General features: G+C 71.0%; 22 protein-coding genes. 12 read left to right on the forward strand and 10 right to left on the reverse strand.

What is annotated here, in order from left to right:
* Nucleotides 1–60: 60 nt before the first annotated feature.
* From OV427_RS41820 to OV427_RS41830, 3 genes are all read left to right on the forward strand, one after another.
* The gene (locus OV427_RS41820) at nt 61–912 is read left to right on the forward strand and encodes a caspase family protein (RefSeq protein WP_267861814.1); all 852 of its coding nucleotides are present in this window, start codon (nt 61–63) and stop codon (nt 910–912) included.
* A gap of 29 nt (nt 913–941) precedes the next feature.
* Nucleotides 942–1,433, forward strand: coding sequence for a hypothetical protein (locus OV427_RS41825; RefSeq protein ID WP_267861815.1), 492 nt, complete (start codon nt 942–944; stop codon nt 1,431–1,433).
* Nucleotides 1,434–1,500: 67 nt separating this feature from the next.
* Nucleotides 1,501–2,682: a hypothetical protein gene (locus OV427_RS41830; protein ID WP_267861816.1), complete on the forward strand. Its 1,182-nt coding sequence runs from the start codon at nt 1,501–1,503 to the stop codon at nt 2,680–2,682.
* A 229-nt stretch (nt 2,683–2,911) separates the two neighbouring features.
* Here OV427_RS41830 and OV427_RS41835 read toward each other — a convergent pair whose 3' ends face one another.
* The 3 genes from OV427_RS41835 to OV427_RS41845 all read right to left on the reverse strand — a co-directional run bounded on the left by OV427_RS41835 (nt 2,912) and on the right by OV427_RS41845 (nt 5,126).
* On the reverse strand, nt 2,912–3,352 hold the full coding sequence (locus tag OV427_RS41835; RefSeq protein ID WP_267861817.1) for a hypothetical protein: 441 nt from the start codon (nt 3,350–3,352) through the stop codon (nt 2,912–2,914).
* Nucleotides 3,353–3,368: 16 nt separating this feature from the next.
* Entirely contained in the window at nt 3,369–4,424 is a 1,056-nt protein-coding gene (locus OV427_RS41840) for a zinc-binding dehydrogenase (protein ID WP_267861818.1), read from the reverse strand.
* A 162-nt stretch (nt 4,425–4,586) separates the two neighbouring features.
* The gene (locus OV427_RS41845; RefSeq protein ID WP_267861819.1) at nt 4,587–5,126 is read right to left on the reverse strand and encodes a flavodoxin domain-containing protein; all 540 of its coding nucleotides are present in this window, start codon (nt 5,124–5,126) and stop codon (nt 4,587–4,589) included.
* 184 nt (nt 5,127–5,310) lie between these two features.
* On the opposite strand from OV427_RS41845, the gene OV427_RS41850 reads away from it, so the two are divergent.
* Nucleotides 5,311–7,896 (forward strand): cation-translocating P-type ATPase, encoded by a 2,586-nt coding sequence (locus OV427_RS41850; RefSeq protein WP_267861820.1) that lies wholly within the window; start codon nt 5,311–5,313, stop codon nt 7,894–7,896.
* Nucleotides 7,897–7,983: 87 nt separating this feature from the next.
* Here the strand turns inward: OV427_RS41850 and OV427_RS41855 are convergent, their stop codons facing one another.
* Nucleotides 7,984–9,432 carry an ELWxxDGT repeat protein gene (locus OV427_RS41855; RefSeq protein ID WP_267861821.1) on the reverse strand — a complete coding sequence of 483 codons (1,449 nt, stop codon included), beginning with the start codon at nt 9,430–9,432 and terminating at the stop codon, nt 7,984–7,986.
* 219 nt (nt 9,433–9,651) lie between these two features.
* Here OV427_RS41855 and OV427_RS41860 point away from each other — a divergent pair, with 219 nt between their 5' ends.
* Entirely contained in the window at nt 9,652–10,545 is an 894-nt protein-coding gene (locus tag OV427_RS41860) for a patatin-like phospholipase family protein (protein ID WP_267863560.1), read from the forward strand.
* 225 nt (nt 10,546–10,770) lie between these two features.
* Here OV427_RS41860 and OV427_RS41865 read toward each other — a convergent pair whose 3' ends face one another.
* The 4 genes from OV427_RS41865 to ppsA are packed head-to-tail and all read right to left on the reverse strand — an operon-like array spanning nt 10,771 to nt 16,297.
* Nucleotides 10,771–11,007 carry a hypothetical protein gene (locus tag OV427_RS41865; protein WP_267861822.1) on the reverse strand — a complete coding sequence of 79 codons (237 nt, stop codon included), beginning with the start codon at nt 11,005–11,007 and terminating at the stop codon, nt 10,771–10,773.
* 22 nt (nt 11,008–11,029) lie between these two features.
* On the reverse strand, nt 11,030–11,731 hold the full coding sequence (locus tag OV427_RS41870) for a TVP38/TMEM64 family protein (protein WP_267861823.1): 702 nt from the start codon (nt 11,729–11,731) through the stop codon (nt 11,030–11,032).
* Complete coding sequence (locus OV427_RS41875; protein WP_267861824.1) at nt 11,724–14,000, reverse strand: PAS domain S-box protein; 2,277 nt, start codon at nt 13,998–14,000, stop codon at nt 11,724–11,726. Before OV427_RS41875 ends, OV427_RS41870 begins: the two co-directional genes overlap by 8 nt.
* Nucleotides 13,997–16,297 (reverse strand): phosphoenolpyruvate synthase, encoded by a 2,301-nt coding sequence (gene ppsA / locus OV427_RS41880; protein WP_267861825.1) that lies wholly within the window; start codon nt 16,295–16,297, stop codon nt 13,997–13,999. Before ppsA ends, OV427_RS41875 begins: the two co-directional genes overlap by 4 nt.
* Before the next feature lie 263 nt (nt 16,298–16,560).
* Between ppsA and OV427_RS41885 the strand changes: the two genes are divergently transcribed.
* From OV427_RS41885 to OV427_RS41895, 3 genes are all read left to right on the forward strand, one after another.
* Nucleotides 16,561–18,555 carry a serine/threonine protein kinase gene (locus OV427_RS41885; RefSeq protein WP_267861826.1) on the forward strand — a complete coding sequence of 665 codons (1,995 nt, stop codon included), beginning with the start codon at nt 16,561–16,563 and terminating at the stop codon, nt 18,553–18,555.
* Nucleotides 18,556–18,582: 27 nt separating this feature from the next.
* Nucleotides 18,583–19,083 (forward strand): DUF2381 family protein, encoded by a 501-nt coding sequence (locus OV427_RS41890; protein WP_267861827.1) that lies wholly within the window; start codon nt 18,583–18,585, stop codon nt 19,081–19,083.
* Nucleotides 19,084–19,481: 398 nt separating this feature from the next.
* Nucleotides 19,482–20,045, forward strand: a complete 564-nt coding sequence (locus tag OV427_RS41895) for a hypothetical protein (RefSeq protein ID WP_267861828.1) — start codon at nt 19,482–19,484, stop codon at nt 20,043–20,045.
* A gap of 162 nt (nt 20,046–20,207) precedes the next feature.
* Here OV427_RS41895 and OV427_RS41900 read toward each other — a convergent pair whose 3' ends face one another.
* Nucleotides 20,208–20,759, reverse strand: a complete 552-nt coding sequence (locus tag OV427_RS41900; protein WP_267861829.1) for a glutathione peroxidase — start codon at nt 20,757–20,759, stop codon at nt 20,208–20,210.
* A gap of 218 nt (nt 20,760–20,977) precedes the next feature.
* On the opposite strand from OV427_RS41900, the gene OV427_RS41905 reads away from it, so the two are divergent.
* The 3 genes from OV427_RS41905 to OV427_RS41915 all read left to right on the forward strand — a co-directional run bounded on the left by OV427_RS41905 (nt 20,978) and on the right by OV427_RS41915 (nt 23,406).
* Nucleotides 20,978–21,790 carry a hypothetical protein gene (locus tag OV427_RS41905; RefSeq protein WP_267861830.1) on the forward strand — a complete coding sequence of 271 codons (813 nt, stop codon included), beginning with the start codon at nt 20,978–20,980 and terminating at the stop codon, nt 21,788–21,790.
* A 244-nt stretch (nt 21,791–22,034) separates the two neighbouring features.
* The gene (locus OV427_RS41910; protein WP_267861831.1) at nt 22,035–22,991 is read left to right on the forward strand and encodes a hypothetical protein; all 957 of its coding nucleotides are present in this window, start codon (nt 22,035–22,037) and stop codon (nt 22,989–22,991) included.
* Between the two features lie 106 nt (nt 22,992–23,097).
* Nucleotides 23,098–23,406: a hypothetical protein gene (locus OV427_RS41915; RefSeq protein WP_267861832.1), complete on the forward strand. Its 309-nt coding sequence runs from the start codon at nt 23,098–23,100 to the stop codon at nt 23,404–23,406.
* Nucleotides 23,407–23,434: 28 nt separating this feature from the next.
* Here the strand turns inward: OV427_RS41915 and OV427_RS41920 are convergent, their stop codons facing one another.
* On the reverse strand, nt 23,435–24,391 hold the full coding sequence (locus tag OV427_RS41920; RefSeq protein WP_267861833.1) for a peptidylprolyl isomerase: 957 nt from the start codon (nt 24,389–24,391) through the stop codon (nt 23,435–23,437).
* Between the two features lie 195 nt (nt 24,392–24,586).
* Between OV427_RS41920 and OV427_RS41925 the strand changes: the two genes are divergently transcribed.
* On the forward strand, nt 24,587–25,492 hold the full coding sequence (locus tag OV427_RS41925) for a peptidylprolyl isomerase (protein WP_267861834.1): 906 nt from the start codon (nt 24,587–24,589) through the stop codon (nt 25,490–25,492).
* Nucleotides 25,493–25,517: the final 25 nt, after the last annotated feature.

Here is a 25,517-nt window from a genome sequence, read left to right on the forward strand (position 1 = left end):
CCAGGTTCTGCTGCAAGACGGTGGCCGTCACGCGGGCCGGGACACGAGAGGAGGCGCTGCATGCCCAGGGGAATAGCACTGACCATCGGCTTGAATGCCTTGAGCCAGGAGCACTACGCCGGCGCCACCCCCAGCCTGCGCGCAGCCGAGGCCGATGCCACGACACTGGCGGGCATCGCCCGGGCCGAGGGGCTCGAGACCACCTGTCTGGTGGGAAGCAACGCAAGCCGCTTCCAGGTGCTCACCGCGCTACAGGCCGCCGCGGATACCCTCCAGGGTGGCGACCTCCTCTTCATGAGCTACTCGGGCTTTGGAGGTCAGCTCCCCGACCTGACCGGTACACGGGCGGGTGGGCTCGTCGAGGCGTGGTGCCTTCATGACGGCATGCTTCCCGTCCAGGCCGTCTACGCGAAGCTCGCGCTCCTCCGCGAGGACGTCCGGGTATTCCTCCTCACGGACACGTGTCACACGGGGACCGTCGCGCGGATTCCCTACGAGCTCCTGCGCTCCACGATGGAACTGGAGAAGGAAGCGGCAGCGCGACCACCGCCGCGCCGGATGCCGGTCTTCCGACTCCTGCCTGAAGGAATCGTCCGGCGCACCTTCTCACAGCATCGTGCGGACTACATGGCACTGCTCTCGCAGCTTCCCCGGGAGCCGGATGCGGACATCCACGCCAAGGTGATTCACCTGTCGAGCTGCCAGGACGCACAGGTCGCCGAGGATGGCGAGCAGCACAGTGCCTTCATCACCCGGCTCCTGGAGGTGTGGCAGGACGGGCGGTTCAAAGGGAACTACCGGACGCTCTCACGGCGCATGGTGATGAGGATGCCCCCCACGCAGTCTCCGGCGTACGAGGTGCTGGGCGCCAAGGCGCCGGAGTTCGAGCAGCAGAGGCCCTTCACCGTGTGAGGCGGGATTGCCGTGACGGACGGCCGCTGATGGAGCCCTTCTGGGAAAAGCTCATCCTGATGTTCCTCGACAAGGGGCTGCTCGCCCTGATGGCCGGCGTCTTCGCCTACTTCGCGAGCCGGGCACTGGAGCGCTACCGGAGGAATCAGGCGGTCACCCTGGAGCTGGGCAAGGCGAGGGCGGCGGCGTTCCTTAGAGTCCGCTCGTGCCTGGGGGCCTGCGACTTCCTGGTGGCCTGCCTGGAAGTCGAGGGAGGCGGCGTCGACTCGGAGCGGTCCCGAGACCTGCTCGCGCAACTCGAGACGGCGAGGGCCGCGTTGTGGGCGCAGCTCACGAAGGACTTCGGCTTGTTGGATGACGAGGCGGGAGCCGCCGCCTTGAAGTACCAGCGAGCGTTGACCGCCGGCTACGTCATCATCTCGAAGGGCGGCTCCATGCGTGGAGGAAGGGAGGAGGCGGAGCTCGACGAGGCCCGGCAGGAGCTGGAGCGGCTGCTGCCGCCGCTTCGCCCGTCCGATTGAGGAGGGGGCATTGCCCCTGTCGCGCCTGGAGCGGCATGGGCACCTTTCGCCCAGAGGGGGAATCCCGATGACGACCAGCGCCGCGCCGCACCCGGACGAGCGGTTCGTGAGCGCGCCGGAGTCGAGCGGCGTCGGCAGGTGGCTCCCGTCCCGGGGCGTGCTCTGGGCGAAGCTGCAGGCCATGGAGTCCACGCTGAGCATCCTTCGAGTGCAGGCCTCACCAGAGGAGCAGCGGATGCTCGAGCAACTCCTCTACCGGCTCGGGTTGGCGAAGTCCTGCATCGCGGGTCCCCGCAAGCGCCCGCGACTGCGGAGGGATGACCCGCAGTTCTGGGGGCTCGTGCACGGCGTGTCCGCGGACCTCCTGCTGCTCATGCCGCCCGGCATGCTGGCCACGCAGGCGCTGGAGGTGGAGGAGCAGTTCCGCCGCAACATCCAGGAGCCCATCTCCCGCCAGACCTGGCTGGGGCCCGACGGCAGCTCCGGCCCCCTGCCGTTGGCGGTGAAGCAGGTGCTGGAGGACTCCAGCCGGTCCGAGGCAGCGGGCCCCGAAGGCGACCGGAGCCTGATTTTGGCCCGAAACGTGCTGCGCGGGGCGTTGCGCCTGGTGAACGAGCAGTCCGAGCAGCACTTCCGGCAGCTCGCCTTCGCCCTGCTGGTGCGCAGCCTGAGCGGCGCGCTGCTGGTGCTGCTCTTCGTCGCGGCCTTCCTCTTCAACCTCGACGTCTGGCTGCCCCCGCCCGAGGGCGCGCTCACCCCGGCGATACTCCGGTTGCCCCTGCCGCTGGTGTCGCTCGTCCTGCTCGGTGCCGGGGGGGCCATCGTCGCGAACATGACCTCCGACCCGCCGGTGCTCGCCGCGCGGGGGCCCGTGTGGCGGCAGTACTTCTATTACCTCTTCGTCCGCCCGGCGATTGGCGCCTTCGCGGCGTTCCTCTTCTACCTGCTGGCCAGGTCGGGGCTGCTCTTCAGCATCGAGTCGGCCACCGGCCAGACCTCGGCGGCGCAGCCTCCCGCCATCCGCATCGTGCTCGGAAACCTTCGGGCCGTGGAGTACGCCTACGCCATCGTCTCCATCGCGGTGGGCTTCTCCGCGGACCGCGTCCTGGGCTCGACCATGGACCAGGTACTCAACCGGCTGTTCCGCATGGCGGACAAGAGCGTGCAGACGCCCGAAGTGCCGGCTCCCATCCCCACGCAGACACAGGCGCCGCGCGTGACGGTGGCGGAGGGTGGTCCTTCGAAGTGACACCGGGAGGCATGGCCCCGGGCTTCAACCGGATCCGCGCGCTCGTGGCGGCTTTGGACCTGTTGTGCGCGCTGCCCGCGTCCGCGGCGCCTGCTTCCGAAGAGGAGGAACTTCCCCCGGTGTCCCTGGGGGCCGACACCCTCTACTTCCGCCCCCGGGAGGGGTGGGACTACCTCTACGGGAGCGTGCGCGCGGACGCCGACGTGCTCCACCTGGAGGTCCGCTACAACTACGAGGACCTGCACACCGGCTCGGCCTTCGCCATCACCTGGTTGCGCTCCTCCGGCAGGAGCTTCACCACGCGGAAGGCATCCCAGGCGTCGTCCCCGGCGCGGAAGTCGATGATGCACTCCACCCGCGAGAAGCCGTGGTCTCGCTTGGGGAAGAGCGTCACGGGGATGTCCACGCGCCACAGCGAGCACCCGGGTGAGGCGGACACGTCTGCGCCGTCGTAGGGGCGCACGGGCAGCCGGCGGTGGAACGTCACCAGCTCGCCCTGGAGGCGCTCGCGGAAGTCGGCCATGAGCTCGCCGGGAGGGAGACCTCCCGCGCGGCTCGGGGGCTGGCGCCACGCGGCCTGGACCGCTTCGTCCAGCAGTTGCTCGGAGTTCCTCGGCGCGTGCCGGGAGACCAGCTCCCGCAGGGCCCGGGTCATCTGCGTGTCGTTCATGCACTCCTCGAAGGGCTCAGGGGCGGATGGCGACCTTGAAGACTCCGTCCTTGCGCTGGCCGAAGAGCGCGTAGGCCTCGCGGATGTCCTTCAGCGCGAAGCGGTGGGTGAGCAGGGGCGTGAGGTCCACGCGGCGGGCCTGGACCAGGTCCATGAGCCGGCGCATGCGCTCCTTGCCGCCGGGGCACAGGGTGGTGACGACGCGGTGGTCCCCCAGTCCCGCGGCGAAGGCGTCGTAGGGCAATTGCAGCTTGCCGGAGTACACGCCCAGGCTGGAGAGCGTGCCCGCGGGCCGCAGGCAGCGCAGCGCGTTCTCGAAGGTCTGCTGGGTCCCCAGCGCTTCTATCGCCACGTCCGCGCCGCCCCCGGTCAGCCGCTTCACCTCCGCCACCACGTCCTGGCTCCGGTAGTCGAGCACCACGTCCACCCCCATCCTGCGCGCCATGGCCAGCCTCGCTTCGTCACCGTCGACGCCGATGACGCGCGCGGCGCCCATCAGCCGGGCGCCGATGGACGCGCACAGCCCGATGGGGCCCTGGGCGAAGACGACCACCGTGTCCCCGAGGCGCACGCCGCCGGACTCCGCCCCGCTGAAGCCCGTGGAGGCGATGTCCGCCAGCAGCACCACCTGCTCGTCCGTGAGGCCGTCGGGGATGGGCGCCAGGTTGGCCTGCGCGAAGGGAATGCGGACGAACTCGGCCTGCGCGCCGTTCAGCGTGTTCCCCAGCCGCCAGCCGCCCAGTGCCTCGTAGCCCGCGCCGTGCCCGCACTGGGACAGGTGCCCGGACAGGCAGGCCTGGCACTGGCCGCAGGGGGTGATGGCGCCCACCAGCACGCGCTGGCCCGGACGGTAGCCGGTGACTCCGGGGCCGAGCTCCTCGACGACGCCCACCATCTCGTGCCCGATGACGAGGCCCGGCTTCACGGGGTACTCGCCCCGGACGATGTGCAGGTCGGTGCCGCAGATGGTGGTGAGCGTGACGCGGACGACGGCCTCTCCCGCGCCCGCGTGGGGCTGCTCGACCTCCTCGAGCCCGAACTGGTCGACCCCGCGGAACACCGTTGCTCGCATGGCTTCCCCCTGGAGGGTGGCTCGGGTGGCCCTCCTCATTCCAAGCTCGGGTCTGCGTTTCGCATGCGCAACCGGGGCCCGGTCAGAACAGGAGCGCCCGAGGCCAGGCGAGCAGCCCCACGTCTGGGTAGCCCAGTGCCGCGAGGGGATGGCGGGCCCGCGTCAGTGGAGCTGGAGCTCCGGGCCCGACTCCACCGGCGTGGGGCGGCCCTCGCGTCCCGGCCGCAGCTGCGCGGCCACGCTCCGGGCCCACTGCTGGATGTGGCCGGAGTCGCGCCAGTCCCCCGCGTGGGTGCGGGCCATGGCGTGGGCGATGAAGCCCTTCGCGTCCTTCTCCAGCCGCCCGCCGAACGTCATGTGGCCGCGAGCGCCCACCTGCTTCATGAGGGCCTGGACCTGGGAGGTGGGGGCAATCTCGCCCTGCTCCGCGGAGCCGTCGAGCGGGCCGCTGGAGAAGAACCAGACGGGCCTCTCGCGCAGCTTCTGCGCATGCCGGTGCACGAAGCGCCTGGCGAGCCGGAACCAGCGATTCGCATACAGCGCCCCGCCGACGATGACGGCGTCATAGGCCGACACGTCGTCAATGTCCCCGGGCGGACGCAGCTCCACGTCGAGGCCCTCCACCCGGAGTGTCTCGGCGACCTGCCGGGCAATGCCTTCCGTTCCTCCTCGCTTCGAGCCGTAGGTGACCAGGACCCGCATCGTGCCCCTCCAGGATGAGTCCGCCGCACTCATGCATGCGGCGGGCCGGTGGCGTTGGCGAGGTGCCACCAGGCGAGCGCGCTTCCCGTCCCTCCGTCCTGGATGGCGGGCGTCGCGCAAGGGTTGCGTGCCCACCCGCGTTGCCACGTCCCGGGCGGACCTCCAGCTTCCGAGTACACCGGCCATGCGACTTCCAGTCCCCGTCCAGCGCCTGCCATGCCCCGTCGACGACGCCCGCGGGCTCGGCGCCAGCGAGGTGCGGGAGCGCCGCGCCCGCTACGGCCCCAATGACGTGCTGGCGCGGCCCCGCCGCTCCGCCCTGCAGACGCTGCGCGACTCGGCGACGGACCCGATGCTCTGGTTCCTCGTGGCGACGAGCGCGCTCTATCTCTTCCTGGGCGAGCTGTCCGAGGGGCTGGTGCTGCTCGTGGCCATCGTCCCGCTGCTGGGCATGGACGCCTTCCTGCACCACCGGACGCGGGCGTCCACCGAGGGCCTGCAGAGCCGGCTGGCCGCGCGGGCCACGGTGCTGCGCGACGGGCGCGAGCAGGAGGTGGCCGCGGAGGACGTGGTGGTGGGCGACCTGGCGCGCGTGGAGGCGGGCGGACACTTCCCCGCCGACGGACTGGTGGTGCGCGGCGAGGGCCTGCAGGCAGAGGAGTCCTCGCTGACCGGAGAGTCGCTGCCCGTGCGCAAGCGGCCGCTGGGGCGGCTGCCTCCGGGGGAGGAGCCGGCGGTGGATGGAGCGTACTGGGGACTGGCGGGAACGCGGCTGCTCACCGGGACGGCCTGGGTGCGTATCGTCTCCACGGGGAGGGACACGCTCTACGGGAGCATCGTCCGTTCGGCCGAGCGGGGGGAGCATGCGCGCACACCGCTGCAGCAGGCCGTGGCGCACCTGGTGGCGGTGCTGGTGGTGGTGGCCGCCGTGCTGTGCGCGGTGCTCGCGTTCGTGCGCTGGCGCCAGGGCTTCGGGTGGATGGATGCGCTGCTGAGCGCGGCCACGCTCGGCGTGGCCGCCCTGCCCGAGGAGTTCCCCCTGGCGCTCACCTTCTTCCTGGGCGCCGGTGTCTACCGCCTCGCTCGGAGGCAGGCCCTGGTGCGGCGCGCCGTCTCCGTGGAGAACATCGGCCGCATCACGTGCATCTGCTCGGACAAGACGGGCACGCTGACGGAGGGGCGCCTGCGGGTGGCCCGCCTGCTGCCGGCGCCGGGAGTCTCCGAGGGCGCGCTGCTGCGGACCGCGGTCCTGGCGTCGCGGGAGGAGGGAAGGGACCCGCTCGACGCGGCGCTGCTCGACGAGGAGGCCGCGCGCGTCAGGCCCTCCGCCGGGGAGCGCCAGCGAGACTCCGTGCCGCCCGACGAGGCCGCGCCCGTCCCACCCCGTGGAAGGGTCGTGGCCACCTTCCCCTTCACCGAGGAGCGCCAGCGCGAGACGGCGGTGGTGGAGGACTCGCACGGGGGGCTGCTCGCCGCCGTGAAGGGCGCGCCGGAGCGGGTACTGGGGCAGTGCGAGCTGGCGCCCGGTGCGCGCGCGGAGTGGGCGCGGCGCGTGTCGGCGCTCGCGCGCGAGGGGCGCAAGGTCATCGCGTGCGCGAGCCAGCCGCTGGACACCGCGTCCTGGCGCGGGGGCGAGCCGGAGCACGGCTTCCGCTTCCTGGGCCTCATGGCCTGCGAGGACCCGGTGCGCGCGGGCGTCGAGGAAGCGGTGCGCGAGTGCCGCGAGGCCGGCCTGCGCACGGTGATGGTGACGGGCGACCACCCGGAGACGGCGCTGGCGGTGGCGCGGCGGCTGGGACTCGGTGGGGCGCAACCCGTGGTGCTCACGGGCGACGAGCTGGAGGGACGGCTGCGCGACACCGGGGCGCTGCCGCCGGTGGACGTGGTGGCGCGCGCGATGCCGGCGCAGAAGTACGCGCTGGTGATGGCCCTGCGGCGGGAGGGGGAAGTGGTCGCGGCCACGGGCGACGGCGTGAATGACGTGCCGGCACTCCAGGCCGCGGACGTGGGCATCGCCATGGGAGAGCGGGGGACGCGCAGCGCGCGCGAGGCGTCCTCCATCGTGCTGCTCGACGACGACTTCGGCACGCTGGTGCGGGCCATCGCGGAAGGCCGGCAGCTCTTCCGCAACCTCCAGCGCTGCTTCCAGTACCTGCTGCTCATCCACATCCCGCTCGTCGTGACGGCGGCGCTGCTGCCGCTGGCGGGCTATCCGCTCCTGTACCTGCCCATCCACATCGTCTGGCTGGAGCTCATCATCCACCCCACGGCGATGCTGGCCTTCCAGGCGGCGGCGCGTCCGGGACGCCTGGGCCCCGCGCGGCGCCAGGGGCCCGCGCGCTTCTTCTCCGCGGGCGAGTGGGCCACCGTCGCGCTGGTGGGCGCGCTGGTGACGGTGGGGCTCGTCTGGGGCTACGACCGGAGCCTGGGGGCGGGACGCGACGTGGAGCACGGGCGCGCGGTGGCGCTGGCGTCGCTCACGCTCGCGAGCGCCGGCTACGCGGCGGTGCTCACCGCGCTGCGCACGCGCACGGCCCGGTGGGTCTGCGCGCTGTCGCTGGGCGTCTCGGTGGTGCTCATCCAGGCGCGGCCCCTGGCGTCCATGCTGGGGCTGCACCCGCTGCACGCGGATGACTGGGCGCGCGTCGTCGTGGGCGTGGCGGTGGCCCTGGTGCCGCTGGTGCTCTCTCGCCAGCGCCTCGTCTCGCGGGGCCCCCGCGGGCGCCGGCCCGTCAGAAGTCGCTACCGGCTCCGTCCCCGCGTCGCGTGAGCTGCCGACTCCCTCCCGGCCGCGCGGCAAAGGGGCGCCGAATCGTCTGTCCGATTCGGGCCGGGCCGGGAGGGGTGACCGCCTGCGTCAGGGCGTGCCGGACGGCGGGCAGTAGGCGCCCGTCAGCATCGACCAGAGCTGGAAGGACTCGGTGGAGAAGAAGAGGTAGCTGCCGGCGCGGGCGAAGACGCCAGACTCGCCAGACGAGGGGCCCGAGGTTCCGGGCGCCGAGCCCAGGGGCCCGGGAACGATGTCCTCGACCAGCCGGGCGCGGCCCTGGAAGACCTTCCACGGTTCGTACCCGTGCGCGCCGTCGTCCGCCGCGAAGTAGAGCTTGCGGCTGGCCACCGTGAGGCCGTAGGGCGAGGAGCCCTCCGCGCCCGGGCGGATGTCGCGCGCGAGCCGCGTGCCCGCGGCGGTGCCGTCGCTCACCCACAGCTCGCGCCCGTGCTCACCGTCGTCCGCGGCGAAGTAGAGCAGGCCCTCGAACACGGTCAGCCCGCTGGGATACGAGCTCTCCTCGCCCGGGAAGATGTCCGCCAGCCGCCCCGTGCCCGCGGGCGTGCCGTCGCTCACCCACAGCTCCACGCCGGCGCCGGGGAAGTCGCTCTCCTCGGCGGTGAAGTAGAGGCGGCCGGCATAGGCGGTGAAATCTCCCGGCGTGTCCACCTCGTCCCAGAAGTAGAGCCACGTGGCGGTGCCCGGGGTGCCGTCGCTCACATAGAGGAATGGTGTGCCGTCCGTCTCGTCCACCAGGAAGAACACCTGGTCACCCACGGCGCTCAGCCGGAAGATGGAGGTATCCCCGCCGCCGCCCACACGGAAGAGCTCCTCGACGGCCTTGGTGGGGGACACCTCCAGCACCGCGTGGGTCTCCATGTCCTCGTCCACGTACGCGTCGAAGACGAGATTGCCGCTGGCCGTCTCCACGATTTCGCCGGGGAGGCTGGAGGGGGCGCCCGGGTTGACGTCCAGGTACAGCCGGGTGCCCGCGGGCGTGCCGTCGCTGGCCCACAGCTCGATGCCATGCTCCGGGGTGTACATGCGGAAGAACAGCCGGCTGCGGAACTCGCCCAGCACCGTCAGGCCCGTGCCGAGCGGGGGCGGCGAAGGCTCGGTGACCAGCGGGAGGGTTCCAGCAGCCGTGCCGTCCGTCCTCCAGAGGGTGTCGCCCACGATGAAGAAGAGCAGCCCGCGTGCCTCCGTCAGGCTGCCGGGGGCGTCGCCGAAGTCGCGGAATAAGCGCGTGCCGCCGGGCGTCCCATCGCTGGTCCATAGCGCCGGGCCGTGGATGCCGTCATCCACGGAGAAGTAGAGCGCCCCCTTCACGCCCACCAGCTCGTAGGGCCCAGCGAGTGCCCCTCCGGCCGAGAAGTCCGCGAGCCGCGTGGCGGAGGGACACGTGTCCCCGCTCGCGAGCATGTCCGGTGCTTCCGGGGACGCGGGCACTTCGCCTGGCTCCGAGGGTGTCACTCCACATGCGGCCAACCCGAGCCCCAGCAGCCACGCACACGACGTCCGTCCCCATCCGCTCATGATGACTTCCCCCTCCCGACAGGGCGTGATGCCCCTCGCGGTGGACCGGAAGCTTGGGTGGGCGCAAGGACGCGGCATCTGCTCCCGGGTCGGGGCGCAATGACAGACGCTGGGTGGAGGGGTGGACCGCACCGGCTTGCCTGCTTCGGCGGAGGCGGAAGAGTGCGAGTGCCCTGGGCGCGGTGGACCACGAAGGCGCTCAGTGTCGGCTCGTTCTGAATTGCCGCCGGCTACCGGGGAGAGGAACTGAGGCAGACCGTGCTCGAACTCGATTTCCGTCAGTTCAAGGACAAGGGCTGGGAAGACAAGATTCATCTCGTCGGAAAGGGGCTCAGCCTCCTGCTCGACCAGGGCATCTACGAAGGAAAGCGCTTCAGCGAGTGGATGGACGAGCGTCTCGCGGCCCATGACGTGCACACCTTCAAGGACCTGTGCACGAAATGGACCGACCCCCGCTGGAGCGTCCGGTTGCAGGTCATCGTGTCTGATCTCACCGCCCACCGGTTGCTGGTCCTTCCACGTGATGCGTACCTGCTGGGACTGGACCCGCTCGAGCTGAAGGTCTCCGAAGCGGTCCGGATGAGCATGAGCATTCCCGGCTTCTTCGAGCCCGTGAGGGTGACGAATCCCAGCACTCAGGAGGAGCACGTGCTCGTGGATGGTGGCTTGTTGTCGAACTTCCCGGTCTGGCTCTTCGATTGCGAGGACGAGGAACCGGCCTGGCCGACCTTTGGCCTCATGCTCGTCGAACCCGAGCCGAAACACCCTCTCCCGAAGAAGACGCACGGACCGCGCGGGCTGACGGGGCTCTACAAGCTGCTCTGTGAGTTGGTCGAAACGCTCCTGGAGGCTCACGACCGCCTCTATCTCGAGCGGGCCCAGTTCGCCCGGACCCTCACCATTCCGACCCTGGGCGTCGGGACGACGGAGTTCGACATCACGCGCGAGCGGGCGCTAGCGCTCTATGAATCCGGCCGCGCCGCCGCGAAGACGTTCCTGGCGTCCTGGAACTTCCAGGCCTACGTGGAGGAGTTCCGAAGGGGCAAGCCCTACATCCGCCGTGAATCGGTGCGGACACAGTTCGCACGCGCTGCCGCCATGGCCCCCGCCTGATGTCGTGCATCCGGTACCGCGAGCGAAGGAGGCGCGGGACCCGGAGCGGCCGGGCAACCGAAGGCGAGGTCTGACAAGACGGATGGGGGGAACTTTTTCCGGAACCCGTCGGAACCGCCTCCACTGGCCCTGTGCTACCCGCCCCGGCTCTTGCGCCGCTCCGGCTGCAGCCCAGCGGCGTGGGTCGCTTCGCGGGTGGTACTTGTCGTAGACGGCCTTCACCCTCTAGCTGAAGTCGTCTCGAGCGCGCTCCACCCGCACGGCCGTCACTTTGTAGGCGGGCGTGTGGGTGACACCGTCCTGATGCGGGCCGATGACGGCGTTGATGAACACGTCGACGGTGTGGAAGGTGGTGAAGAGCTCACCGGGGCGCGGGCATACCGGCACCGCTGATGGGTGCGGCGGCCCGTCCATCACCGGAAGCTCGCGACGCAGGCCGCCCAGTAGAGGACGCCCCCTCACCCCCGCGTCCGAGCCGCGGACGTCACCGCCTCAGGCGCTCGTGCAGCAGGTGGATGGCGCAGGCGCCAAAGAGGATGCCGGATGCGCCCAGCCCCACCAGGACGACGGTGCGCTGCTCGAGGAAGCTGGAGCCCAGGTAGACGGTGCCCACCGCGTAGGGAAGCTCCGCCAGCGCGAGGACGAGCAGGTAGCGGCGCAGCCCGTAGCGCGCCAGGCCGAGCACATAGCCGGGAATCTCCGAGGGCACTGCGAGCTGGAAGAGGAGCACCCAGCCGAAGGGGGTGCGCCGGGAGATGCGCTCCTCGTAGCGGGCCAGCCCGCGCGAAGAGGTGAGCCGGCGGATGGCGGGCCGGCCCCAGTAGCGGGCGAGGCCATACGCGCAGGCGCCGCCGAGCATCCAGCCCACCCAGAGAAGGAGCACACAGACTGTCTTGCCCCAGGCGTGGAGAGCCACCGGCAGCAGCAGCGCGCTGGAGAAGAAGGCCAGCATCGCCGACAGCGCGGAGACGAGCACGAAGAGCACCGCGCCCCAGAAGGGGTGTTCGGAGATGACGGGCGCGCTCGCCTCGAGGACCCGGCGGAGCAAGGACTGGAAGGCGTCCGAGGAGGCGAGGAGGGCGAGGCCGGCGAGGAGCGCCGCCAGCACGAGCGCACGGGCCCAGGGCGCGGGGAGCCCACGAGGCGTGTCCGGCGGATGGAGGGGCGGGCCCATTGCTTCACGCATGATGCGTGAGGGGCTCCGCGGTGGGATAAGCGGTGGGGAGTGTGAAGGAGAAGGTGCTCCCCTCGCCGGGGCTGCTCTCCACCCAGAGGTGGCCACTGTGGGCATCAACGAGCCCCTTCACGATGGCGAGCCCCAGCCCGGCGCCATCCTTTCTCCCCACGCGCGCCTGCCAGAAGGGCTCGAAGAGGTGGGGGAGGTCCTCCGAGTCAATCCCGGCCCCCGTGTCCTTCACGGAGAACCTCAACATGCCTCCCTCGGGCACGGCCCGGACCACGATGTGTCCGCCCTCGGGCGTGAACTTGAGCGCGTTGCCAATCAGGTTCGAGAGGATCTGAAGCACCCGGTCATGGTCGGCGAGCAGGGGCGGGGCATCCTCGGGGACGTCGGCTGTGAGCTGGAGGGACTTCATCTCCGCGAGCGCGCGGTATTGCTCGATGGCCTCCCTCACGAGGGCCGTGGTCTCCAGCTGCGCGCGTTCCACGGAGAGGTGGCCGGCCTCCATGCGGGCGACGTCCAGCAGGTCCCTGATGAGTCGGTTGGCTCGCGCTACCGCCTTGCGGATGGACTCGAGGGGCCGCGTGTCGGTGGCCCGCTGCTCGGGCGAGCGCTTCAGGAGCGTTTCGGCGCTCAGGGTGATGACGTTCAGGGGCGTGCGCAGGTCGTGGGCCACGACGCGAAGGACTTCGTCGCGGGTGCGTGTCGCCTGCTCGGACTGTTCATGGAGGCAGGCGTTGTCGATGGCGAGCGCGGCGCGGCTGGCCAGCTCCTCGGCCAGCGTCAGGTCCCGGGCACCGAAGTGGCGCCCCGACTCGGTGGTCCAGAGGATGATGACCCCCAGGATGCGCCCGCGAGCCGAGAGGGGCGCGACGAGGCCGGACAAGGGCGCGATGCGCCGGAGCAGCTCCAGGTGGGTGTCGTCCTCGGCCATTGATTCGAGCACCGTTTCCGGAACTTCCGGGAAGAGGGCGGACCGCCCCGTCTGGAGCACGCCCGCGACGATGCTCCCCTGGCGCGATGGCTCTTGCGGGTAGGTGCGCAGCAGCGTGTCCAGCAGCCGCGCTTTTTCAGGCGAGGCCGCCACGCCCTGCACCGACTGGAGACGTCCGGTCTCGTCCACCAGCTCGACCACGCACCAGTCCGCCAGCGTCGGCACGGCGAGCCGCACTGCGGTGGTGAGCGTCGTCCGCGACTCGAGCGAGCCCGCGAGGCGCGGCCCCGCCTCGGCCAGGAAGCGCAGGGCCTGCTCGAGCTGCTTCCGCTCCGAGATGTCCAGCATGTGCGCGATGAGGTGGAGCGGCTCGCCCCGGGAGTCGCGCATCAGCGAGGCCATCAGCTGGATGTTGACGAGGTGGCCCTGCTTGTGGATGTAGCGCTTCTCCCGTTGGTAGGAGTCGAGCTCTCCCGTGAGCAGCCGCTGGAGGTTCACCAGGTCCGCCTCCACGTCCTCGTGCCAGGTGATGTCCCGGAACCCCCGGGTGAGCAGCTCCCGCTGCGTGTAGCCGACCATCTTGCACAGGCAGTCGTTCACGTTCAGGAAGCGGCCGTCCAGCCCGACCATGGCCATGCCGATGGGGGCATCCTCGAACGCGGTGCGGAAGCGCTCTTCGCTGATGCGGAGCACCTCCTCCGCGTGCCTGCGCGCGGAGATGTCACGCAGCATGACGGTGAACACGTGGTTTCCGGCCACGTCCACCTTGGAGATGCTGGCCTCCGCGGGGAACTCCTCTCCGTTCTTGCGCCGGCCGATGATGGGACGCCGCTCCGACATCTGCCGTGAGGCGTGCGTGCCCGCCGCGAACTGCTTCACGTGCTGCCGGTGGAGGGCCTGATACCGTTCCGGGATGAGCTGGTCCAGGGGCTGGCCCAGGGCTTCGCTGGCGGAGTAGCCGAAGATGTGCTCCGCGCCTTCGTTGAAGAGGGTGATGCGCTGCGCTTCGTCGATGGTGATGATGGCGTCGACCGCGTTGGAGATGATGCCGGTGAGGCGGGCCTCGGACAGCCGGAGCGACTGCTCCATCCGCTGGCGCTCCGCCTCCAGACGGGAGAGCGTGCGCGCGGTCCGGGTGAGCAGCACCAGGAAGAGCGCCAGCGCGAAGAGCATGACGATGCAGGCGTCGAGGTAGGCATGGAGGATGCCCAGGTCGCCCAGGCTCCAGGCCAGCAGCCCGCCCACGGCCATCACCACGGCGAGGCCGGCCCCGAGGGGCCCCACCCTGGCGATGACCTGCTCGAGCCGGGGAACCCGGCTGTTGCCGGGGTGCGTCTTCATGGGTGCCCGGTCCGGGCGGCCTCCAGGAGCAGTCGCCGCTCCGCCGCCGCGATGACCCCGCGTGCCGCCCCCACGGCCCCCGGGTCCACGGAGATGGACGTGATTCCCGCGCGCACCAGGTGCTCGGCGAACTCGGGATGGTTGGACGGTGCCTGGCCGCAGAGCGACGAGGTGATGCCGGCCTCGTGGCTGGCCCGGATGATGTGGAGGATGGCGTCCAGCACCGCCGCGTCCGACTCGTCGAACAGCTCCGCGCACAGCTCCGAGTCCCGGTCCACCCCGAGCATGAGCTGCGTCAGGTCATTGGAGCCGATGGACACGCCGGTGATGCCCAGCTTCGCGTACTCGGGGATGCGGTAGACGATGGAGGGCACCTCCGCCATCACCCAGCGCTGAAGTCCCCGCTGCCGGCCCAGGGGGCTTTGCTCCATCGCCTCCAGGCACGCCTCCAGCTCCCACTTCGTGCGCACGAAGGGAATCATCACGTGCAGATTGGGTGTCTCCTCGCGCACGCGGGCGAGCACCTCCAGCTCGAGCTGGAACACCTCGGGCTCGCGCAGGTAGCGGTAGCAGCCCCGGTAGCCAATCATCGGGTTGGCCTCGGTGGGCTCGAGCTCGGCGCCGCCCTCCAGGCCGCGGAACTCGTTGGTGCGGAAGTCCGTGGTCCGGTAGACGACGGGGCGCGGGCGGAAGGCGCGGGTGATTTCCAGCAGCGAGCCGGCCAGCTTCTCCACGAACTCCGCGCGCCGGCCCTGGGCCAGCAGTCGCTTCGGGTGCACGCCGCCGAGCGCCTCGGTCAGCATGAACTCGGCGCGCAACAGCCCCACGCCGTCCACCGGGAGCGCCGCCACCTCCTTCGCATGTCCGGGCAGGGCGAGGTTGACGTAGAGCCGGGTGGCGAGCGGCTCGGGCTCCGCGGCCACGAAGGCCGGGGCCAAAGCCGCCTGGACGGATGTGGGGGCTGCCTCCAGCCCCGCGCGGACCTGGCCGGTGGCGCCGTCCACCGTCACCTCCTCGCCGTCGCGCAGCACGCGCGTGGCCGAGCGCGCCCCCACCACGCAGGGGATGCGCAGCTCCCGGCTGACGATGGCGGCGTGGCACGTCATGCCGCCGCTGTCGGTGATGATGGCGGCGCAGCGGCGCATGGTGGGAACCCAGTCCGGAGACGTCATCGGCGCCACCAGCACCTCCCCCTGGCGAAGCTGCCGTCCCTCCTCGGGCCGGTGCAGCACGCGCACGCGGCCGGACGCGACGCCCGGTGACGCCCCCAGGCCGGTGACGAGCGCCGGTCCCTTCTCCGACGGGGCCTGCTGCTTCGGCGCCTTCCCGTCGCCAGCCAGCGTGGTGATGGGGCGCGACTGCACGAGGAACAGGCGTCCTCCGGACTCCGCCCACTCCACGTCCTGCGGCGAGCCGTAGTGCTGCTCCACGCGCAGCCCCAGCCGTGCCAGCTCGACGACTTCCTCGTCCTTCAGCACCCGGCGACCGGCCTCCTCGGGGGACAGCTCGACACGGTGCTCCTTGCCGTGGCCCTCGCGGACAATCTGGAACGCCTTGTGGCCGATGCGGGCCTCCATGATGCGCAGGCGCTGCTTGCTCACCACGTACGTGTCCGGCTCCACCTGGCCACCGACGACGACCTCTCCGAGCCCGAAGGCGCCCTCGATGACCAGGCGCTCCCGGTCGCCGGTGGATGGGTCCACGGTGAACATCACCCCCGAGCGCGCCGAGTCCACCATCTCCTGCACCACCACGGCGAGGGTGGGCTCCTCGGAGAGGCCCTGGCTGCGGCGGTAGGCCACGACGCGCTCTCCGTAGGCGGAGGCCCAGCACTCGCGCACCTTGTCCAGCACCGCGTCCTCACCGGCGACGTTGGTGAAGGTCTCATGCATGCCCGCGAAGGAGGTGTCCGCGGTGTCCTCGGACGTGGCGGAGGAACGGACGGCGACGGCGCGCTCGCTCCCGAGCTGCCGGTAGGCGCCCAGGAGGGCCGCGCGCACGGAGGCGGGGAGCTGCACCTCGCGCACCAGCGTCTTCAATTCCCTGGAGTGGGCGGCGAGCGACTCCGCATCGTCCGGGTCGATGCGGCGCCACAGCTGCGTCAGGCGGGCGCGGATGGGCTCCAGGGAGGCGGAGAAGGCGGCGGCGGTGACGACGAAGCCCCGGGGGACGGGCAGGCCGGCCCGTGTCAGCTCGCCGAGGTTCGCGCCCTTGCCGCCCGCGATGGCCGTGTCCCCGCGCGACAGGGACTCGAACCAGACGACGGGGGCGGGGGCCTCCTGGCGGGATGCCGTCACCCCTCCGAGGGCGCCATCCGCTGGGGGGCCGTTCCTGGGAGTCGTCGTCCTCTGCATGTCACACGCTCCCCCGGCCGTGGTCCCTGCCGGCCCTACAGCGCAATCTCTGGCCCACCGCCCTCACTGTGCAATTGCGTTCCGAGGCATGGGTACTGGATGGGCTGCCGCGAGGGCGGCTGTCCGCTTCTCGGCGCACCCGCATGAAAGGGAACTCGACCTGTCAGGCTCTCTTGGAGTCGATGGAGGTTGGAAGTCGGATGCCCATGCACGTGGAAGATTGGCGGGTGCAGCCGGAGGCGCTGGGACCTGGGACGGAAGTAGGCTCCTGGCGCGTGGTGGAGCAGCTGGGCGTGGGCGGCTACGGGGCCGTCTACCGGGTGGAGGACCTGGCGTGTCCGGGGGACTTCCATGCGCTGAAGCTCGCCCTGCGGCAGGGGGATGAGCGAGCGGAGCGCGAGGTGCAGTTGCTGATGTCCCGGGCCGTCCACCCGAACGTGGTGCGGCTGCACGCCTGTGGACGCTGGCCGCACCCTCGGACGGGCTACCTCTACTTCGTCATGGACTGGGTTCCGGGTCCGGTGCTTCACATGTGGGTGGAGACGGTGAACCCCTCCTTCCGGCTGCTGGCCGAGAAGGCGGGGAAGGTGGCCCTGGCGCTGGGCGCACTGCACGACAAGGGTGTGCTGCACCGCGACTTCAAGCCCGAGCACGTCCTCATCCGCGAGCAGGACGGCGAGCCCGTGCTCATCGACTTCGGCGTGGGGCGGTACACCGGCGCGGACACCGTCACCTCGGCGGTGCTGCCTCCGGCCACGCTGCACCTGCTCAGCCCCGAGGCGGTGCGCTTCTTCCTCAAGCACTCGCAGCCCCCGGGGGCTCGCTATGAGGCCCGGGCCACGGATGACCTGCACGCGTTGGGGGTCTGCCTCTACCGCCTGGTGACGGGCCACTGGCCGTTCTCGCCCGAGCTGCCTCCGGACCTGCTCTACATGCAGTTGGAAGCGGTGGTGCCCTCCGCCCCCTCGGACTTCCACCGCCGCGTGCCCCGGGCGCTGAGCGACGTCATCATGCGGCTGCTCGCGAAGACGCCCGAGGCGCGCTTCCAGACAGGCCACGCGGTGCAGGCCGCGCTGGTGGCGGCGGTGGCGCTCGGAGACGTCGCGGACTGGGAGCGCACCGTCTTCGACTGGGAGGACGCCCCGGGCGCGGACGGAGAGACCCGGCGGCGCGTCCGACGGCCCGAGGAGCCGGCCCGGTCCGGGCCGCCGCCGCCTCGCAGGCTGGTGCCGGGACCGGAGCTGCCGGCGCCGAGGCTCCCCTTGCGACGCCCGCGAGGCGTGCCGGCCCGGGAGCAATCTCCGCGGCTTCCGGGGCCGCGGCGGCGTGTGTCGTCGGATGCCGCCGTCCTCGTGAATTCGCTGAGCTCCATCATCCTGGGGACGGCGCAGCTTTCCGGAGCATGGCGGCGCGGGTGGCCGTACGTCGCCGTCGTCGTGGTCGCGCTGGGCTTCGTCACCCTGGGGGGGATGGTGCTGCGCGAAGGGGCGCTGCCTTCGCGCACCGAGGCACTCCATGCAGCCGTTCCGGCCCGCGTGGCGGGATTACCTGCCGGGTCGTCCGGTCGTGAAGTGGCGTCCCCCGACACTGGCTCCGCCGCAGCGCCGCCCCGGGCGTCCCTTCCTCCTGCGGCCGTCGCTGCTCCCGCGACGCACGCAGAGGACGAGGCTCCCGTGAAGAAGAAGACGGCCGCTGCACCTTCCACCTCCGCCACGAAGCCCCGGACTCCGGGCCCGGGCTCCATGCGCAAGGCACTCTGCGTGGGCGCCACGTCGGCGGCGCTGGCCTGCGCTGGCACGCCGGTGCGTGCGGATCCGCCGTCCGAGAGCTGTCCTCCGGGTGCGGTGGAGGCCATGGAGCAGCTGGGTATTCGCATTGGCAGCAGCCGCTCCATGATCTTTCCTGGTACGCGGCGCGAAGTCATCACCGTGCGCGACGGCTACACCGAGGTGCGGGTGATGGGGCCATGGGACAAGCTGTCATCGCCCATGCGCCTCCGAGGGCGGCTCATCATCGGCGAGGCGCGCGTGTACGGCCGCATGACCGAGGCGCACACGCCGGATGGGGCGCGCACCCCTGTCTGCATGGAGTTGTATGGCACCGACGACAAGCGCGGTCTTGTCATCAGGCCGGACAGCGGCCCCGACTCCGCCCGTGTCTTCAGCGTTGGAAGCGTGGATGCAGTCAACCACTTCGAGTGACGTCAGGAGACTGGCCGTCGGTGGCTGATGGACGACGGCGACCCGGGCAGGGGGATAGAGAAGGACGCGCGGCTCCAGGCGTGCCGCGAACAAGTGGACCGGATGAGAGTCGAGCGAACGCAACCGGAAGGGCTGTCGGGCCTGATTGCCACCCGACAGCTGGACAGGACGGGTGTCATCGCCATGGAACTCATCGAGGCCACGGCTTCGCAGCCCGGGGATTTCATCAGCGTGTGCACCGCCAGGAGCTTCCGCTCCGTGAAGCGGGTGGCGGTGGAGCTGTGGCTCGATGTCCCCGAAGAGGCGGTCCCCTGGAATGCAGAGGGGGCGACGCTGCGGGGCAGGGCGGGCGAGGACCTGACGGGCGTGACGGTGTGGCAGGACGCCACCGTGACCCGCGGAACGGAACGCCGGGTGGTGGTGGAAGCGGAGGCCCCCGAGAACGAGGCTCGCAGTTCCTTCGTCCTGAAGCTGTGGGGCACGGGTGGCCGGCACGCCGTTACCCTCGGCAACGTGACGTTCCCGTAACTCCCGCCAGCGCCGTTAATCCCCGCGCCCTCCGGACGCGGAGGCGCGCGGAAGGAACGTTCATTCCGCCGTCAGGGCTGGCCCCCGAGGCGGAGGAGGCGGGAAGGAACGTTCATGCCACCGCCGGGGCTGCCCCCCGAAGGCCGAGGAGGCCGGAAGGAACGTTCATTCCGCCGCCGGGGCGGCCGCGCTGCCCCTGCGCACATGGGTCGTGCAGGGCTGTCGTGAGCCGTCGGCCTCCGGGGCCACGCGGGCATGAGCCGCGGAGTGGCGGCAGGTCCAGCCCATCCGGGACGTGGCCAATGACGGCGCGGACGGGTCTCCCCTGTCGAAGTACTGCCCTCATCGGGGTGCGTCAGGCCGAGCGCGCCCCGTTCTCTCGAAGAGAGCCATTGAAAATGAACCGTATTCTTCCGCTCGTGTTGTGCGCCGCGCTCTCGCTCATGGGGTGCGGAGACGATGCGGTGTCGTTCTCGGCGCCCGTCGGCATCAACCTCAAGGCCAAGTCGTCGGACACGGTTGGCGGCACCGTCACCGCCCAGAAGGGCATCTCGACCGAGTCGGGTAACCCCTTCAAGGTCTTCGTCGATGACGCACGCCAGGAGCTGGACGGCAAGTCGCCCTCTCGCGTGGAGCTCACCACGCTCACGCTCACCCTGGGCGCTGGCAGTGTGGGCGTGTCCTCGCTCGCGGAGGTTTTCACCGGCCGCGTGGAGATCCTCTTCCGCGTGGACGAGTCCAACAACACCTACGTCGCGGGCCACGTGGAGAACCCCACGGGCACAGGCCCGGTGTCGTTCCTCGTCGACTTCGACTCGACGGAGATGGCGCCGGACGACTACACCCGCTTCCTCGAAGGCAAGTTCAACGTGGTGCTGCGCGGCCCGGCTGCCTCCACCTTCATGAGCAAGGGAGCGGAGGTCGACTTCCAGGCCACCTTCTCCTTCACCGCGTTCGAGTAGCTGTCCGGGGACGCGGCGGGTCAGCACGCCGTGTCCCCACGCGGCGTCGCCGAACCGCACGGCCCGAACCACGGCCAACTGCAGGCGAATGCTCCCAGGGCGTCTCCGCCCCCGGTGAGTGTGAGTACCCCCAGGGCGGTTTCGTCAGCGTGATGCTTCCGCTCAGGCCTGCTTCGCCAGCTCGGCGTCGATGGCCTGGACGAGGCGGGGGTCGTCCGCCGTCACGTCCGGGGTGAAGCGGCCCGCGACGCGGCCATCCCGACCGATGAGGAACTTCTCGAAGTTCCACTGCACCTCGGGGACCGGATTCGGATTGATTCCGTAGCCCTGGAGCCGCGCGCGCATCGGTCCTTCTCCCGTGGCCGCGGGGAAGGCGTGGGTCAGCTCGCGGTAGAGCGGGTGCTTCTTGTCGCCCACCACCGTGACCTTCGAGAACAGCGGGAACTTCACGTCGTAGGTCAGCTTGCAGAACTCCTGGATCTCCGCCTCGGTTCCCGGCTCCTGGCCGAGGAAGTCGTTCGACGGAAAGCCCAGCACCTCCAGCCCCTCGGCGTGCTTGCGCTCGTAGAGCTTCTCCAGACCTTCGTACTGGGGCGTCAGCCCGCACTTGGAGGCCACGTTGACCACCAACAGGACCTTGCCCTTGAACCGCTCGAGGGTCTGCGCGGTGCCTTGGATGGAGGTAAGGGGGATTTCGTAGAGGTTCTGGCTCATGCTCCGGCTCCGTTTCGGGTGGGGGGACGGCCTGACCTACCTAATGGACTTCCGTGAGGATTGCCCGTGCGCACGCGATGCTCCTTGCTCTTCCTGGCGCTGTGCTCCGCGCTCGTCGCGAGCGGGAGTGACGCGGCCGATGCCGGCCCGGCGCCCCTCGTCCTCCGGCGCGAGCCGCTTCCCGGCCGCTTCACCGGCCTGGCCGAGTCCCGGAGTGCATGGCTCGTCCAGTTCGGCGGCTGGTCCGAGTGGGGTGGAGCGCGGCGGAACTCACTTCGGCTGGATGGGCGCTGGCGCCGGGTTCCAGCGGGCAGTGCCTTCACCTGGCGGAAGTGGGTGGTGTTCGAGGGGCTGGAGCCGATCCCCGGCAGGAGGAGGCCGAGGTCCCTCCGCTTCCGCCCGGCGCGACGCTGGGAATCTCGCTGGGCACGGACGACGTCTTCGCCCGGCGGGTGGTGCTGCTGGACCTGGAGACGCAGCGGCTGCTGGAAGCGCCCTGGGACACCCTGGCGCCGCTGCCGTTGGGGGACGGTCAGGTGTGGCTGCTGTGGAGGTGCCCGGGGAACGACGAAGCGCGCCGCCTGGAGCTCATCGCCTGGACACCCCGGGACGGCCGGAGCCGCGGTCTGGGGTTGCTGGCGGGAGACGTTCGTCAAAGCTGTGAGCAGGCCAGCGCCGCGGAGGAATTGCGCGTGATGACCTTTCCCGATGGCGGCGTGAAGACGCCTCAGGGATGGCAGTCCTACGAGTACGTCCCTGCCGTCGTCCCCTCGGGCACGGGCGCCTTCGCGCGGATGGTGTCCGACGGGGGAGCGGCGTGGGTCTTCGTGGATGCGAAGGGAAGGTCGGATGATGCCTCCATTCCGCTCACGCCGAGCCTGGGTGGGGGCTTTGCCCTCTACCGGGGCTTCCTCTTCACGGACGAGGGCGTCTTCCGCTGGCCTCGGGGCGAGCCGCCGCCGCGGGTGGTGGCGGCGCCCGAGGAGGGCAGTGGAAGCGATGGGGGGCAAGACGCGTCCGGCACTCCCTGACCCGAACAGGGGAAGTGGTCGGGGCGGCTGCCCTCACTTGCGTGGGTAGGGAGAGGAAGCAGGCAGCTATCCGTCTACTGCTCGCGGTGGCGCCGTGCCTTTCCGCTCGTGCCTCATGCACTCGCGCCGGACGGATGGTACCGGGGTACGGACTGGTTGCCCCGACAACAGTCCGTCCTCACACTCTCTTCACAGGCTCTCTACATCCGCGGCTGTCGTGCCGGCGGGAAGGACGGGAACGCTGATGGGGAAGGTCTCGCGAGCGAGCCCGGTGGAAGCGCTTCGCAATCTGGCCCTGGGGCTCGAACGGCTGGCCGCGCGCGAGGCCGCGGTCGGCGCGGTGAGCGGCGCGGCGGACGGGCTGCGCAAGGAGATGCCGGAGCTCGACAGTCAGCTGCGCAGCCTCCTGCAGGATTCGCTCACGGTGCTCGGCCGCCTGGTGCATGACGCCGCCGAGCACGAGCACGTGGAGGTGGGCGGGGTGGCCCATGCCATGGCAAGCGCCGCCACGCAGGGCGCGCTGGAGGCGCTGGAGCGGGAATGGCAGGAAGGCGGTCTTCCCTTCCATGCCTTCGCGGAGCGCATCAACCACCTCCTGGATGGCGTGGCGGCCTTCGCCCGGCAACGCACTGAAGAGATTCGCACCCCGGGAGAGCGCGCGCAGGTCATGGCCCGGGGCATGGTGACGGCGGTCACAGAGCAGCTTCATGCGGCCGCGCCGGGGTTCGTCGAGGACGCGCGGAAGTTCGCTCCCGCCGGGGCGGAGATTGCCTCGAAGATAGGCCGAGGGGTCGCCGACGGTCTCGCCTCGAAGCTGCAAGAAGACTCCGATGCGCTCGTGGGCCTGCTCGAGCGCGCGGGCCGTGGACTGGTGCGCGGCCTGGCCGAGGGCATTCGCGAGGAGGTGGCGAAGCGCCCCGCGGAGACGGGAGCGGCGCTGGTCTCCTCCCTGGAGATGCTCGCCGAGCGCGCCGCCGCGGCGACCGTGCGAGGCGCGAGCGGTGCGCTGGAGGTCCAGGGGCTCCGCTGGCGCGAGGCCCTTCGCCGTGACGGCCTCGTGCGCAAGGCCAGCCGCGAGCTCGTGGGCGGCGCGCTGGAGGCTCTCGGGACGGGACTGCGCCGTCCCGTGATGGCCGTGGTGGGCGCGGGCAGCGCGCTGGTGGCCCTGTCGGTCCTGGCGGTGCGGTGGCGCACGGCCTGAAGGGCTGACAGCTCGCGCGGTGGCTACCGCCACGCCCGCCCGCCTGGTCGGCGTGCGCCCGGACGCCTCTTCCGGCGGTGGCGGTGTTCAATGCCTAGCATGCTGCATGCCCAGGCTCTTCTTCTCCCGGCGGGCGGAGCGCCAGCTCCAGCGACTTCCTGGGGAGGTGCGCATGCACCTCGAAACCCATCTGGAGAACCTCACGCTCCTGCTGGGGAGCGCGGTGCCGCTGGGGCAGGTCCTGGCCCGCCTGGAGCGCAACGAGGAAGGCTTCGTCACCACGGTGGAAGGCATGCGGCTGTCGTTCGCCCTCGACACCGTCCTGCGCGTCATCCTGGTGCACTGCATCTCACCCGTCGAGACGCCGCCTGCCCCGGAAGTGCCGGACCTCCACGGCGCCCAGCCCGCGACCTAGCGGGCGGACAAGCGCTGGTGCCCGTGGCTCAAGGCGTCGCCGGGCGGGCCGAGCCGGCCCCGTCCGCGGTGACGGAAATCCCACCGAGCACCTGCTCGTCGACCTCCACCTTCGTCTTGCTCCGGAGCGAGGTGACGAGGTCATCCATGAGGCGCGAGCGCTTCTCCATCTGCAGCCGGCTCTCGATGCGCGGCCTGACGGTGTCGAATGACTGCTCCAGTCCCGGCTGGCGCCCGGTGAGCTTCAGCAGGTGCAGGCCCCGCTCCGAGGCCACCTGGCCCAGCTCGCCCAGGGCGTGGAGCCCGAAGGCCGCGTCCGCCACCGCCTGCCCCCACTTCGCCGCCAGCTCCTCGCGCGTCTGGTAGCCCAGGTCTCCCGCGGCCTCCTTCGAGGCCGCGTCGTCCGAGCGCGTGCGCGCCAGCTCCGTGAAGGCCACCTTCACCGGCCCCGCCTCCTGGCGCTTCACCTCACCCAGCAGCGTGTCCGCCTCCGCCTTCACCGCCGCGCGCTTCGCGTCGTTGCTCGCCGAGGCGAGGAACACCTGGCTCACCCGGACCTTCTCCGGCCGCACGAATTCGCCCAGGTGCTCCTGGTAGTACTTGCGCAGCTCCTCGTCCGTGAGCGGCGTGGCCGCCGCCGTCGCCGCGTGCTTCTGCATCAGCCGCTGCACGATGAGCTTCTCCAGCGTCGCCTTCACCTCGGGGTCCTGCTCCAGACCCTGCCTGCGCGCCTCCTGCACCAGCAGCTCGAAGCGCACGAGGTTGTCGAGGAACTCCTTCTTCGACGCCAGCGAGGTGTAGCGGGAGCGAAGCACCGGGGGCTGCTCCTCCAGCCGCGCCTGGAACCCGCTCGCGGTGATGACGCCGTCGCCCACCTTCGCCACCACGGGGTCCGGCTTGCCCCCGGACGCCTCGCTCCCTCCCGAACCCTTGCAGGCACAGACGAGAAACACGGCGGCTGCGAGCATGGGTTTGAATGGACTCATGGGTGTGATTCCAGACTCGGATGGGGAGGTAAGGACAGACACCGTGCGGCAGTGCCGGTGAGCACCGGGATTTCAGTAGCAAATGACGCGGGGATTCACAATTGGCGGCACATTGCAGACTAGTTGAATTCATTCTGGGAGATCGCGGACGATAGCCATCACACCAGGTGCGTCACCGCGTCCACGGAGCGTCGTTTGTCATACATCGGGTACAGCCGCTGGCTCGTCGTGACGCTCGCGCTGATGGGGTGCGAGGGGCGTCGGTCCGAGGACGCCCGTGGCTCCGTGGCGGACGCCGGCGCGGTGTCTGGCGACGTGGTCGCCCGGTACACGGGCGGCGTCATCACCCGTGAGGAGCTGGTGCGTGAGTCGGGGAGGCTGCCTCCGGCGCTGCGCGAGCAGTTCGAGAGTCCGGTGGGGCAGGAGGAGTTCGCCCGCTCGCTGGTGGACAAGCGACTGCTGGTGGAGGAGGCGCGGCGTCGCGGGCTCGCGCAGCAGCAGGACCTCGCCCGGCAGGTGCGGGAGCTGGAGGAGCGGCTCCTCGTGCAGGCGCTGCTGGCGGAGGAGGAGCGCGGCGCGGGGCCCGCGACGGAGCCGGAGCTGCGCGCCTGGTACGACGCGCACCGGTCCGAGCTGCGCCAGCCGGAGCGCATCCATCTGGCGCGCGTGCTGGCGTCCGCCGGTGGAGGCAGTGCCGCGGAGCGCTCGCGAGCGCGGGCCCGGGCAGAGGAGTTCGCGCGACGCCTGCGGGCTGGGGAGCCCCTGGCGCGCGTGCAGTCCGCCGGAGACGGGCCCGAGCGGGCCCGGGCGGGGGACATGGGGCTGTTCGCCCGGGGCGAGCTGAAGGACGCACGGCTGGAGGAAGCAGCCTTCGCGCTGCGCACCTCCGGGCAGGTGTCCGCGGTGGTGGAGACGGCGGAAGGGTTCGCCGTGCTCCAGCTCCTCGAGCGGCGGGTGGAGCGCATTCCTCCGTTCGAGGAGGTGCGCGCGGAAGTCGAAGGGCGGGTGGCGCCGTCGCGCCAGCGCCGGGTGTTCGATGCGTTGCGGGCGCGCCTGAGGGGCGCCGCGGATGTGCACGTCGAGGTATCAGCGCGTCCCTGACGCGCGGGGCAGAGGGGGAAGTCAC

Source organism: Pyxidicoccus sp. MSG2 (assembly GCF_026626705.1).
GTDB lineage: Bacteria > Myxococcota > Myxococcia > Myxococcales > Myxococcaceae > Myxococcus.